Raw genomic sequence first — 14,333 nt, forward strand, 5'->3', positions numbered from 1 at the left:
ATCTTAATAACTATTCATTTATAACAACCTAATTACCTTTGCGCCAAATCAATTGTTATCTATAATAACCAATAAAAACAGCTACATAATTCTATACACATAATGTATATTCCTATTCTGACGTCTTCTTATATATAAGATGAATCATTCATTCCCTTAATAAACTTAACAATCAAAATAATTTTATAGAAAGAAATTCCAAACCAAACCAAATCTTACTGTAAAATCACGATATGGTTGATTAGGTGCGGAAAAATAATCATAACCCGTAAATGATGAATTGAAATGTTCAGCTTTAAAAAAGATACGTGTTTGTCTCACTTTGGCATTAATAAAGAAATCTAACCTAGGAAAACCTCCTAACTTCGTTTCATTTTGAGTATAGAACTCCGCCAATAAAGGATCATAACCATTCATATTATATTTAGAAAAATAATTAGATGTGACTCCTATTTGAAGGGTCATTGACTTTTTAAATAATTGATTTGAATAATAAAGAGTATTTCTAGCAATTAATGACGAGACATTAAGAACATCCTCGTCACTTATAACATTTTGAAACATCATTGTATTATCCAAAGCAAAATTACCTACTTTGAATTCTTTTTGAACCTTTACCCTAAAATATTGTAACGGTTTACTATACTGCTCAGGCGTAATTTTATTAAAATCATCTATTGACTCAACCGAACTAAAATATGTATAATTATCGATATTAGATATATCTATGAAAGCATTCAATAGTTTATCTGAAAGAAAACTAAAATTAATCTGCTGCGTGTTAACATTCTTAAAACTATCTAAATTGTACCAATTATAATTAAGGTAATCACTTTGATACAATAAATAATTATAATTTGGAAGTCTTGAATTAATTCCAAGGCCACCTATAACAGTCATATCTTTGTTTAATTTTATTTTGATACTCGCATCTAAAAAACTTCCAACAAACAAATCTGATAGATTTACACCTCCTTTACTTGTAATATTAAAGCCCTTATAGGTTTTTGAATAACTACCTTCTAATCCAAGAAAATTAGATTTGATACGATTAGGTATATTTTGATCAGACAACAAAACAATACTGTTGTATCCATAATTAATATCATTATAGTTTATTCCTAACTGAACATTACCTATGGTGGAATTATTGTATTTTACACCCAGTGAAGTATTAAAATGCTCTAAGGTTACTTTATCACTAATACTACTATTAAAAAATTCACCAAAATAATCACTTGTTGCTGATGTTTGAGCATACTTAAAGTACTTGTCCTCAAAAGAAACTTTATTATAAAGTACAATATCATTGCTAATTAACGAATCTCTTTTTTTAGTTAAACGATATGAATGTTCAAAATAGAAACGTTTTCCTTCTAATATATTCTCAGCATCTTCAAAACTGGGGTCAAATACAGACCTATCAATAAACTCTTTATTTCCTGATGTAAAATTATCTAAATCTTCAGTTTTTAATCCTCCATTTTCTTGATTCAACAAATCTTGCATTACTACATAACCAATTGCATTATATCGTTCATTTTTATTCTTAAAGTTAGAGGTAAACCGAAAATTACCAGAACTTGTTAATGCATTTTGATAATTCCCTAAAGACCTTAGTCCCTTGTAGGCAAGAGAAAAATTAAACTCTTTAGTTAAGTTAACCGTAAATAAAGCATCTAAGAGTTGTCCTTGTTCAAAAGCTGTTTTATATGTTAACCTTGTTAAAGGGGTTGCAACTTCATAAAACTTTATATCCTCATGTTCTAAATAATTAAAATGTCTTGATCTTGCTCCAAACAACGGTGAAGTCTTAGAGTCAAAAGAATTAAAACTAAGCGTATTATAAGTTTGACCGATATTAGCAAATGGCATTAGCCCAAAGTTGTCTTTTTGAAGATAATTGAACTTATATTCTTTTTTTATGGTTATAGTAGTATCTATTTGAGTAGAATCTAAAACATGATTAAATTCTACATACATATCAATAGTTGCTAATTTAGCAAATCCATTAGATCGATTTAAAGAGGTCGAATCATTATCATTTGAATTACCTCTAATTGAACCTCCTCCTGTTAATTTTGTTTGAGCAACAGCACTAATAGAAAAAAGAAAAAAAACTAAAATAATAAAATATCTAGTATGCATTTAATCGTTTATAAAATTCAAACAAAGTAAACCATAATTTATTGTATAAATTAAATAAATTACAATTTACTTAACATAAAAAAGACCAACAAAATTTTTGTTGATCTTTCTTATTATATTAAAAATTGGTTACAACCTATTCGATTACAATTTTTTGAGAAGTATTACTATTTCCTTTTGAAATATTAACAACATACATTCCTGGTTCAACACCATTTAAATTTATAGTTTGATTAAACTGTATTGAGTTATTAGAATAAATGTTCTTATAAACAACTCTTCCTCTTGTATCATAAATATCAATACTCACATCATTATCGCTATTTAATAAAGAACTAAAATTAATTGTAAAAACCCCATTATTAGGATTAGGATAAACTACTAAATCATTTGAGAATGAATTCTCACTACTACTTAATGAAAGATTATTACCTGTAACTATTAATGAATAATCTTGAGTTTGAGGACCAAAAATAGGTATTGCATTTCCTTCTAAAGTTCCTTTATGTGTTACCGTTAAAGTGTAAACACCAGTACTAGGTACGTCAATTTCAATTTTTTCAATATTATCTACTATATTATCACCTTTAGAGTTAGAAAAACCAGTAGATGACGAGTAATCTAATTTCCAAGGAAAATAAGTCGTACCATCTACTGTTAATCTGATATCAAGATCATTAACTAATCTTGGCGTTTGATTATTTAAAGTTCCATTAGCGACAATATCACCTGGCATATCCGTCCAAGACAAAGATGCAATTAACTTGTCTCCTGCCTGAGCAGAGAAAGTATATGTATAGGTTTGACCTTGTGCCATATTTAATTCACTAATTACAGCGTCACCATTAGTCTCATCCAAAATTGCTTCAGCTGAAGCATTAGCATTTAAAAATCCCCATCCAAATTTAGGATCTGGACCTATAGCAGCAATATCATCTATAGCTGTATGACAAACTAAACCTTTCAAGGTTGCGGCATTCATATAAACACCATGTAATTGAAAATAATACTCTTGTAACAACAATAATGTCCCTGCTGTATTAGGTGAAGCCATTGAAGTTCCAGAAAAGGATGCATAAGCATCAGTAGGTATAGAGGAAAACAATTGCGTACCATCAGCTGCAACATCAGGTTTAATTCTTAAATCATCCGTAGGTCCCTGACTACTACTAGTATTAATTGCAACATTAGTAAGTTCATAATTTCCACTAAAAATAGGTTGTTCTGACGTTGATGGGCTTGCATTAGCAACAACCAAATTATTTTTTGCGTTTTTATCTGTAGTTAATTTATCATATCCAGGAAATAGACCTCCAGTATAACTGGTCGAACCAGAATTACCAGCAGACGCTACAATTAAATACTGTGGATTATTTTTAGCTATATTATCAATATCATAAGAATCTTGAGTATATGCACCCATGAACCATGCGTCTAATGTTCCTTCATCTTGCTCCACTGGTACTCCGTAAGAATGATTTGAAATTATTATTGGATTAACAGTCGAATTAACAGCTAAAACCATTTCTGACTCATCATCACTCCAATTATATGATTTCACATTAACATTTGGTGCCATTCCTAAAGCATTTGCATTAGCACCTTTAGCAGCGATAGTCCCAGATACGTGCGTGCCATGACTACTAAAGCCAGAATCACCATCAACAGTCCCTGCATCAATAATAGTAACTCTAGAACTACTACCCGAAGCATCTGCAAATTCAGGATGCGTATCTTGTGCAGGACCACCATCCCAAACACCTATAGTCATACCTGTTCCGTCTAGATTTAAATTAAGACTTCCACCAGGCTGTAAACGATTAGTTTTAGTTGCTCTACCAGCGTCAAGGTTATCTGTAGATTTATAAATAGGTTTTCCATCTATTATATCATAGATATGCATAATATTTATCTCATCTTTTATAGTCACAACTGTTTTAGGATTCATAGTTAAATATGACTGAATCCTTTCTAATCGATTAACTTCTTGTTGTTCTAATTGTAATAATAATTCCTTATTTCCATCTGAAAGATTATTGTATTCTAATTTTTGAGCATAACTAAAATTAGAAATTGCTAAAACCGCAATAATAGATAGTAAAACGTGCTTCATTTTTCTTTTTTTATTAAATTTTATTGCAATATACATCTATTTTGTATGAATCCATAACCATTAAAATAATAAAAAGCCACCTAATAAAAATTAGGTGGCTTAAAAAATATAATTATTGTATCTAATTATTCTATAGTAAATGTAGCAGATGAATTTGCACCAGCTAATGTAGTATCAGCAACCAAAACTCCTGCAGCAGTAGACACAGAATAAGTTGGTCCACCATCACCGTAAGAATCATAAACTACAACTCCATAATCACCAGACTCTAAGCAGAAGTCAAAACTTAACTCAGCAAAATCATCATCAGGATTAACATATGGTCCACCTGAGCCAATTAATTCTGGTGCACCAGTTAAATTATACAATTCCCAAGTAGTCTCATCTGGCCAAGTATCCATAGTAATTGCAAATGTTACAATTGTGTTTAAACACTCTTCAGTAAAATTAATTGTAAGATCATTACCAAAAGTTAATCCTACTTCTTCTTGAAAACTAAGGATTAAAGTTTGCTTAACAAACTCTAACGCTTCATCATCTGTAAGAGAGATAGAAATAGTACCGATATTACTATTTGCAGGAATAGTAACTGTACTTGGAATAGTGTAATCAACTGCTAATGTAGAAGCGTCATCCACTAAAATAGTATAAGTTCTATCAGATCCAGAAACTTCACTAGCAGCTACTGTTACTTCAACAGTTTCAGTAGCATTCTTTACTACTTCAATAACTTTAGGTGTTGGTTCAAATCCTACGTGATTAGAAAGACCAGAATCTAAACCTTCATCTTGACTACAATTTGTAAATACAACTGAAATAGCCAAAATTGTAAATATTTTAAAATAATTTTTCATAATACTAATTCAAATTTAATTTTGCGATGTAATCGCAGGATTATTATTTAATTCAGATTGAGGGATATCAGGAGAAATATTATCCGCATTATAAATCAAAGTTGCACCAGCTTGGAAAGCATGATTTGTACCTCTAGTGATAGTTGCTTGATTACGTTTCATAGCAAAATAAGATTTACCTTCACCCCACATTTCTATACGAGTTTGTAGATAGATAAAATCAATTAAAGCCTGACCTGTTAAAGGATCTACTGCTGCAGCTGCTGCAGTTGTCCCCATTCTTATATTTAACAATTCTTTAAGTCTTGTTTTTGCTGTTGTTTCATCTCCTGTTTTTGCAGAAGCTTCTGCACTTAACAAATAAAACTCTTCAACTCTCATATAAATATAGTCAGTTGTCATAGGATTCTGAGAGAACACAACTCTATTTGGTGCATAAAACTTATTAATTGGCATCAAATGATTTGTATCAGTCACATCATCTAAGAATTGTGATTTTCTAATATCACTATCCGGAATCTGAGCAAATAAAGCGTCATCCATAGCTTTTCTATCACCAGCCGCAGCATAGCTATAAGAGTAAAGATCAACAATACCCCACCAACTAACTAAACCTAAACCTATATCTGTAGTAAGATCATATCCCCACATCCAAGCAGCGCTATTAACATCACTAAACCCAGAACCTGATCCTGGATAAGCAAGCTCTCCAGCAGTAAGTAAAGAATATCCTCCAGTGTTAACTATTTGTTCCGAAACAGTTTTAGCATCTGGATAGTTACCCATTGCAGCATAAGTATAAGCTAATAAACCTTGAGCCACAGATTTATTGATGTAATGTTTCAACGGTCTGTTATAATCTTCTAACAACACAACAGCGCTAGTTAAATCTGATACAATTAAATCATAAATCTGAGAAGCTGGTACTTTTGCAAAACTAGTTTGTGTAGGATCAGAAGTATAGAAAGGTAAAATCTCTTGATTAGGATCATATTCTCTCTGAAACAATTGTGTTAAATAAAAATAACCATAAGCTCTTAACGCTTTTGATTGTCCTAAAATAGCTTTTGCTTCATCTCCCTCAGGGACAGCATCCTCACCACCAGACTGTGCTATAAGAAGGTTAGCCGTATTAAGAACTCTATATAGATAATTCCACATAATTTCATTTTCATCATCAGAGAAATTCGTAGTAAATACTAAATTAGATGTACCAGCATACCAACTATAAGTATTAGTAGACAAAGCCATATCACCACATAACATGTCTGTCCACACATCTATACCTTTGTGACCAATATCATAATGCCTTCCTGCATCATCACCAAGTGCCCCAAATCTCTGTATCATAAAAGTATAAATACCATTTAATGTACCTTCAACAAGTGCTGGGTTTACATCAATATTATCAGCAAAATCAGCATCCGTTAATTCAGAGGTATCTCTTTGCGGCTCTAAAAAATCATCTCCACAACTCACTGTGCAGAACGTTAATGCTATCGCACAAACGTAAAATAAAACATTTCTTTTCATCATTACTTTTTTTTTAAAATTGAACTTTTAATCCTACACTATATGTAGTCATAGGAGCGTATCGGTATACACTAGAAGCACCAGACTCTGAAGTAGATGGATTGAATCCTTCTCTATGAGAGAATAAAAACAAATTATCACCAGCAATGTATAGATTCATTCTAGTAATCCCAGTATCCTTAAGCATATTTTCAGTTAATGTATAACCTAATTGTAAATTATTTAAAGATAAATAATCAGCTTTAGTTATAAATCTAGTTGACGTAGCATCAAAAAGAGCATCAGTTGTATATGCATCCGAAAGTCTAGGTACATTAGTAATATCTCCAGGCTGTTGCCATCTATCTCTAATATCTGTATGCCAGTTATCAGCACCTACTTTACCATTACCCATTAACCAAGAGTAATTAGAATCATATGCATAACCACCAATACTATAAGAGAACTGAGAAGATAAGCTGAAGTTTTTATAACCTAAGTTTATTCTAAATGCTCCTCTTAACTTAGGAATAGCACTTTTACCAACATACTTCTGTGTAGCTTCTGAATATACTGTAGTTGTAGTTTTTTCTACATTAGCGTTCTCATTAGCATCTTTATACAATATCATATTTGTAATTGCAACATCTGTAGATGCATTATAAAGACCGTTGCCATCAATATCATCATAGTATAAATTCCAAAGTGCAGAACCGTTACCAGGATCAACACCTGCCCATTCGCGAGTAAAGAAATCATAAACAGAGCTACCTTGAGAAATAGCATAAATACTACCACCTCTATCATCAAATATTTTTGTTTCTCCAGTAATTTGATCAATTGGCATTTCAGTCATTTCATTCTTAATAATTTCACCATTAATACCTAAGCTAAGGCTAAAATCACCTGAATTTTCTGCTTTTATTAAATTAGCATTAATATCAAATTCTAATCCACTGTTTCTTAATTGACCGTCATTGATAAACGTTGAAATAAATCCACTAGAACCAGGTAATGTTTGTTCAAAGAATAAATTATCAGTATTCTTAACGTAATAATCAACATTAACATCAAGTGTGTTATTAAACAATGTAGTTTCAACTCCAATCTGAGCAATTTTTGCAGTCTCCCAAGTTAAATCTGGATTAGATCTTTCCGTATCTGGAGTAAATGAATAATCATCTGTATTACCTATTCCAAAAATTTGCCAACCGTAACGAAGTCTGGTACCTTGATCACCATTAACTCCGTAACTAGCTTTAAGCTTTAAATAATCAACCGCACTTACTGAAGACATAAAATCTTCTTTTGTCATTACCCAACCAGCACCAACTGACCAGAATGTACCCCATTTATCATTAATGAATCTAGATGAACCATCACGTCTAATAGATGAAGTTAAAAAATATTTATTTTTATAATCATAGTTCAACTGACCAAAATAACTTTCTAATGTCCAACGTTGAGAATATGAACCCGGTCTACCTATAGTTGTAGTATATTGATCTAAATCTAATGTATTAGGTAATATAGCATTACTTTTATATGCATAGATTCTAGTAAATTCATATGAATTTGCTTCATGTGCACCAAAAACTTCAATTGAATGATCATCACTACTTCCAAAAGCTGTTTTATATCTTAATAATGTAAGGAAGTTATCATTAGTTCTAGTACTTATTTGCTTGTATAAACGACCATAAATAGATTCTACTGAAGCAGCCCCGTAATATGGATTATCTCTATCACTATAATCAAAGTTCTCTCTTTGTGTACCATATCTATTTTCTAAAGTTAATCCTTTAGCTAAATCGATATTAAAATAAACATTACCAAATAAACTATTGTCGTAACTTCTAGTTAAATTATAAGTTGCATCAGCAATACCGTTTGTAGCAGTAGAAAATCTTCTACTATTATCTCCTAAACTGTTACTACTTTGGTTATCACCATAATCAAACTGATAACCTCCAAAAATTGGATCTTCTATTTTGTTACCATTTCCATCTCTAAGAAATATAGAATAAATTCTTGGAGCAGCATTAGCCATTAAAAAGATACTACCTGTATCGGTCGTTTGACCATTTTGAGTTGTTCTTGAACCTGCATAAGTTGCATTAGCTCCTACCTTCAACCAATCATTAACCTGATGATCCACATTAACTCTACCTGTATATCTTCTAAAATCAGAATTTATACCTACTCCTTCATCATTAACAAATCCTAAAGAAGTTGAATATGTAGTACTTTCATTTCCTCCAGACATAGAGATATTAGCCTCTTGTCTATAACCTGTACGAAACGCATATTCTCCCCAATCTTCTGGAGTATATTTTCTAGTAATACCAGAATTAAACTCACCTGTTGAAGGATTAATTAATTGATCTCCATCAGCATTCCATAAGTTGTAATAAGGGTTTATACCATTAGCAGCACTGTATAAGTTATCACTAGCATATTGCTCAGGATTAGAATTACCACTTAAACGTGCATTATTTCTCATTGCATCCCAAGAGATTTCAGCATATTCTTCTGGCGACTCAATAACATCATAACCTGGAATTGAAAAAGAAGAAACACTCGTTTTTAAATCTACACTTATAGACGATTTAGTTTTACTTCCTTTATTCGTTGTAATTAAAATTACACCATTCGCTCCTCTAGAACCATAAATAGATGTTGCAGCTGCATCTTTCAAAATAACTAAATTTGATATATCATTTTGATTAATCGCATTAATTTGTCCTCCATAAGGAACACCATCTACTACATATAAAGGATTTCTATTTCCGTTAACAGAACCAAAACCTCTAATTCTAATTGTAGCACTAGAACCTGGCTGACCTGTTGTTTGAATAACATTAACTCCAGATGCCTCTCCTTTTAAAGCTTGAGAAACGTTTGAAAATGTTTTAGCTTCAATATCTTTTACATCAACTTTTGCAGCTGTACCTGTAAAAGCTTCTTTTGTTGTTGAACCATATCCAACAACGACAACTTCATCAAGTGAGCTAGCATCTTTTAATGCAACATCATAAGTACTACCAGCACCAATTGTAACTTCTCCAGGCTCCATACCTACGTAAGAAATTACTAAAACGTCTCCGTTATTAACCTTAATGGTAAATTTACCATCAAAATCTGTTTGTTGACCTCTAGAGGTCCCTTTTACAATTACACTCGCTCCAGGAAGGGGTAAACCATCTGATAATGTTGTAACTGTACCTGTGACAGTTTTCTCTTGTGCAAAAGAAAATTGCATCACGAACGCCATAAAAAGCGTTAATAACCATGTTAATTTTAATTTCATAAAACAATTATTTGAGTTAGTCTAGTTGCAAACATCTTAATTAAATATTAAATAAGCAAGGCTTTTTGCTAAAAAAATGTTAACAACGTTACGATATTGACAACAAACGCCATGTTTCATTTTCTCATTGGTTTTAAGCATTAACTCACTACTTAGATGTAAAAAGTGTAAAAGGGTTGCGTTAAAATTTTAACTTTGTTCAAAATTTAACATTTTGACACTAAAAATTAGATATTCTTCTTTTGATTTTGAATGCGGAACAGACGAAGCTGGCAGAGGCTGTCTCGCTGGTCCTGTCACTGCAGCCGCAGTTATTTTACCAATAACTTTTAAAAACAAAATTTTAACCGATTCAAAACAACTTTCTGAGAAAAAACGGTATTTATTGAGACCTGTTATTGAAAATGAAAGCATTTCTGCAGCTTTTCAACATATTTTTGAAGACGAAATTGATTCTATCAATATTTTAAACGCATCAATTAAAGCCATGCATGGTTCTATTTCTCAATTAGAGACTACTCCAGAGTTTATAATTGTAGATGGCAACCGGTTTAAATCCTATGAAGATATCCCATATAAAACTATCATTAAAGGTGATAGTAAATACCTAAGTATTGCAGCAGCTTCGGTTTTAGCGAAAACTTATAGAGATGATTATATGGAAAAAATCCATGAAGAATACCCAATGTACAATTGGAAACAGAACAAAGGTTACCCAACAAAAGAACATAGAGCGGCTATTAAAAAATACGGAGTTACAAAATATCACAGAAAAACCTTCAGATTATTACCTGAGCAATACCAATTGGATATATAACTTTTTATATTTGTAGCCTAATTAATTCTACTATATGAAGCGACTTGGTTTTTTATCGATATTATTCCTAATATTAATAGGTTGTCAAAAAGACTATAACAAAACCAAACTTCCATATCAATTTATACCCAACGATGCGCATTCAGTAATTCAAATTAATGAACTTAGTGACTTCATCAATAGTCTTAATAATAACGATGTTCTTTCTAGCATTTATAATGATAATCTTAAAGCAGCTTCTAAGACCTTAAAAAACCTTAACACTACAGAACAAGTCTTTATTGTATTCCCTGATTCAACAAGTACCAATTCTAATTACATTATTCTTACTAAAAACGACAGTACTTTATTTGTTTTAGATGGACTAAAGAATTATTCTTCTGAAACATTATTAAATTCTAATATTCAGAAAACAACTATTGACACTTCAACTTTATATCACCATAATTTAGGAAACACATTTATTGGCTCTAATAATATAGAGTTATTAAAATCTATAGATTCTAAAAACGAAAACTTAGAACTTTCCAAATTAATTGAAACTTCTGACACTAAATCTGTAGCTTCTGTTGTGTTTAAATCTGATGCTACTAATTATTCTAAGCTATTATTCACAGATGTAATTACTTCTGAAAATTCTAATCTTACTTTATTAGATTTTAATCAATCGGGTAAAAAACTAAGCTATAATGGACTAATAACTACTAAAGACTCGACACTTAATTACCTTAATAGTTTTAGAAACACCATTCCTCAAAAAACGAATTCCTTATTAATAGCACCACAAAACACAAGTTCACTTATCAGTATTGCTTTTGACGACTTTACAGTCTTTAAAAACAACCTAAATAGTTTAACAAAACCTAAAGAAGAAATCGCTTCAACTTTTCTACATTTTGCTAATGAAATTGCACATATAGATAATACCCTTACACTTCACACTTTAGATCCAAATTTATTTTTAGAATCTATTGAAGATAAAGAATTTAGCGAAGCATTTAGAGATATAGACATCTATCATTATGATAATTCTGATGCGTTTAAAACAAACTTAAAACCATTTATTTCTTTTGAAGAAGCCAACTACTTTTCTGTCTATGAAAACTTTGTCATTTTCACTTCAACAATAGACAATTTAAAATCTATTTTAACCGATGCATTAAATGAAAATACGCTTGCAAATTCTGATGGCTTTATTTCAATAAACAAAAACTTAAGTGATGAAGCTTCGGTTTTCATCTTTAAAGACTCAAAAGGTTTAACGGATGTTATTGGCAAAACAATGACTGGTTACAATGCCAATGCCGTTCAGTTTATACACGAAGATAATTATACACATATCAACGGTATCATTCAAAAATATAAGAAGCGCGCAGCATCTAATTCCGTAACCGAAGCATTTACGACCCAACTTGAAACTACGATTTTAACAGCACCACAGACTGTCAAAAACCACATCACCAACACTTATGATATTGTATCACAAGACCTTAATAACGTTCTATATCTCATTTCTAATTCAGGAAACATTCTTTGGAAAAAACAATTAGAAGGAAAAGTGCTTGGTAAAATTGAACAAATAGATATTTATAAAAATGGACGATTACAGCTTGCTTTTGCTACAGAAAACAAAGTATACGTTTTAGACCGCAACGGAAATAACGTTTCTCCTTTCCCAATGAAATTCAATGATAAAATAACACAACCACTTTCTATCTTTGATTACGACAAACAAAAAGACTACAGACTACTTGTTACTCAAGGTAAAAACCTGTTAATGTATGACGTAAAAGGTAAAGTTGTGAAAGGTTTTAACTATAAGACTAATGCAACAATCATATCGCAACCAACGCACTACAGAATCGGAACTAAAGATTATATTGTTTTTGGGGCTGGCGAAAACTTACAAATACTAAACAGACAAGGAAAAACAAGAATTAATGTAAAAGATAAAATTAGATTCACAAATAACGATATCTATTTATATCAAAACAAGTTTACAACAACGAATACTTTAGGGCAATTGGTTCAAGTTGACACACGTGGAAAAGTGACTACTAAAAACCTTAATTTAACGGATAAGCATAAAATTTTTACAACTAGTAAAACCTTAGTTACACTAAGAGAAAATCAGCTTAAAATTAAATCTAGACTTATCGACTTAGATTTTGGAGAATATACGGAGCCAAAAATTTTCTATTTGAACGATAAAATCTACATAACTACTACAGATTTACAATCTAAAAAAATATACTTATTTGATAGTCAAGCAAAATCAATACCTAATTTCCCAGTCTTTGGTACAGCACCTGCAGAGCTGCAAAAACTAGATAATGAAAACGGCTTAGAACTAATTACACAAAGCGATGATAAAACAATCGTAGTGTACAAAATGCACTAAAGACTATATCTTTTAAGTCTATAAAAAAAACTAAAAACCACTTCTTTATTTTACGTTAAAAACTATAAAGTAAGTTTAACAATTTACAAATGATAAAAAGACATAAAGCCTCACTTAAAAGTTGTATTATCCACAAGGTTGGTAACAAATTTAATGGCACAAAAAACGCCTTTTCAGATACTATTGTTCATTTTGACGAAGCTACCTATAATTTAATGTTACCATACCTATTAAAACCTTTTGTTAGTGTAGCTGAGAATTATAGATTTCATCATCACAGTGATATTGGCCTCAATGAAATTAACACCTACAGCGAACAACTATTTAAAGATGATACAGACTTTGTAGAAGTATCAAAACATATTGTAACACACTTATTTGAACAAAGTAATTCAGCCCAAATTAAAACAGGTGATGTTCTTATTTGTCATTTTGAAAACGTGCAATACGAAGACTATTTCACAGATGCCATTGGGATCTTTAAAATTGAAAATAAAACTGAATTTTTTCAAACCTATTTAGAAGATAACAACTACGACATTTTAGTACAGAAGGGAATTCAAGCAAAAAAGGTTGATAAAGGATGTTTAATATTGAATACATCTGACATGGAAGGCAAAATTGTATTTAGCGTAGATAATAATACTTACGACACGCAATACTGGATTAAAAGCTTCCTGAACATTAGATATCCTGATGATAGTAATCAACATACTAAAAACTGTATTGAACTATGTAGAGAATTCTCTAAGGAAGTATTACAACCCAATTTTGGAGGACAAGAACAAAGTAATTTTTTAGCAAAAACAGTTGATTTTTTCAAGGAAAATGAAATAGTAAACATTGATACTTTTAAGGAAGAAGTTTTTGAAGAAGAAGAAGATAAAATTCAACTATTTGAAGACTACAAAAAAGTGTACGAAACTGACAATAAAGTTCTCATTAGAAACCAGTTTGACGTGTCTGAAATTGCATTAAAAAAGCAAAAACAAAAGATTAAAACTGAAATTAAACTCGATACTAATATTCAAATAAAACTAGATGTTGATGCACCTGATGCTTCAGCAGAATATCTAGAACGTGGTTATGACGAAGAGAAGAAAATGCATTTCTATAAGGTGTTTTTTAATGATGAAACGTAATTTATCATCTAGAAACTGTAATTATGCTTAAATTGT

Annotated in this window: 8 protein-coding genes; 3 read left to right on the forward strand and 5 right to left on the reverse strand. The window is 30.9% G+C overall.

Annotation, left to right across the window (positions count from 1 at the left end):
* Positions 1–183: 183 nt before the first annotated feature.
* From Q0807_RS00005 to Q0807_RS00025, 5 genes are all read right to left on the reverse strand, one after another.
* Complete coding sequence (locus Q0807_RS00005; protein WP_299104896.1) at positions 184–2,148, reverse strand: putative porin; 1,965 nt, start codon at positions 2,146–2,148, stop codon at positions 184–186.
* Between the two features lie 136 nt (positions 2,149–2,284).
* Positions 2,285–4,261: a S8 family serine peptidase gene (locus Q0807_RS00010; protein WP_299104898.1), complete on the reverse strand. Its 1,977-nt coding sequence runs from the start codon at positions 4,259–4,261 to the stop codon at positions 2,285–2,287.
* A 125-nt stretch (positions 4,262–4,386) separates the two neighbouring features.
* Positions 4,387–5,115, reverse strand: a complete 729-nt coding sequence (locus Q0807_RS00015) for a hypothetical protein (protein WP_299104900.1) — start codon at positions 5,113–5,115, stop codon at positions 4,387–4,389.
* Positions 5,116–5,130: 15 nt separating this feature from the next.
* Complete coding sequence (locus Q0807_RS00020) at positions 5,131–6,651, reverse strand: RagB/SusD family nutrient uptake outer membrane protein (RefSeq protein WP_299104902.1); 1,521 nt, start codon at positions 6,649–6,651, stop codon at positions 5,131–5,133.
* A 10-nt stretch (positions 6,652–6,661) separates the two neighbouring features.
* The gene (locus Q0807_RS00025; protein WP_299104904.1) at positions 6,662–9,937 is read right to left on the reverse strand and encodes a SusC/RagA family TonB-linked outer membrane protein; all 3,276 of its coding nucleotides are present in this window, start codon (positions 9,935–9,937) and stop codon (positions 6,662–6,664) included.
* Positions 9,938–10,151: 214 nt separating this feature from the next.
* On the opposite strand from Q0807_RS00025, the gene Q0807_RS00030 reads away from it, so the two are divergent.
* The 3 genes from Q0807_RS00030 (at position 10,152) to Q0807_RS00040 (ending at position 14,297) form a co-directional block, all read left to right on the forward strand.
* The gene (locus Q0807_RS00030) at positions 10,152–10,754 is read left to right on the forward strand and encodes a ribonuclease HII (RefSeq protein WP_299104906.1); all 603 of its coding nucleotides are present in this window, start codon (positions 10,152–10,154) and stop codon (positions 10,752–10,754) included.
* 34 nt (positions 10,755–10,788) lie between these two features.
* Positions 10,789–13,155 carry a ribonuclease HII gene (locus Q0807_RS00035; RefSeq protein ID WP_299104908.1) on the forward strand — a complete coding sequence of 789 codons (2,367 nt, stop codon included), beginning with the start codon at positions 10,789–10,791 and terminating at the stop codon, positions 13,153–13,155.
* Positions 13,156–13,244: 89 nt separating this feature from the next.
* A complete protein-coding gene (locus Q0807_RS00040; protein ID WP_299104910.1) occupies positions 13,245–14,297 on the forward strand; it encodes a nucleoid-associated protein in 1,053 nt (350 codons plus the stop codon).
* Positions 14,298–14,333: the final 36 nt, after the last annotated feature.

It is taken from the genome of uncultured Winogradskyella sp. (genome assembly GCF_947495255.1).
Classification (GTDB): Bacteria; Bacteroidota; Bacteroidia; order Flavobacteriales; family Flavobacteriaceae; genus Winogradskyella.

What these genes read in the sequence shown, in the direction of transcription:
- Q0807_RS00005 (WP_299104896.1), bottom strand. Translation starts at nt 2,148, where the DNA reads ATGCATACTAGATATTTTATTATTTTAGTTTTTTTTCTTTTTTCTATT.
- Q0807_RS00010 (WP_299104898.1), bottom strand. Translation starts at nt 4,261, where the DNA reads ATGAAGCACGTTTTACTATCTATTATTGCGGTTTTAGCAATTTCTAAT.
- Q0807_RS00015 (WP_299104900.1), bottom strand. Translation starts at nt 5,115, where the DNA reads ATGAAAAATTATTTTAAAATATTTACAATTTTGGCTATTTCAGTTGTA.
- Q0807_RS00020 (WP_299104902.1), bottom strand. Translation starts at nt 6,651, where the DNA reads ATGATGAAAAGAAATGTTTTATTTTACGTTTGTGCGATAGCATTAACG.
- Q0807_RS00025 (WP_299104904.1), bottom strand. Translation starts at nt 9,937, where the DNA reads ATGAAATTAAAATTAACATGGTTATTAACGCTTTTTATGGCGTTCGTG.
- Q0807_RS00035 (WP_299104908.1), top strand. Translation starts at nt 10,789, where the DNA reads ATGAAGCGACTTGGTTTTTTATCGATATTATTCCTAATATTAATAGGT.
- Q0807_RS00040 (WP_299104910.1), top strand. Translation starts at nt 13,245, where the DNA reads ATGATAAAAAGACATAAAGCCTCACTTAAAAGTTGTATTATCCACAAG.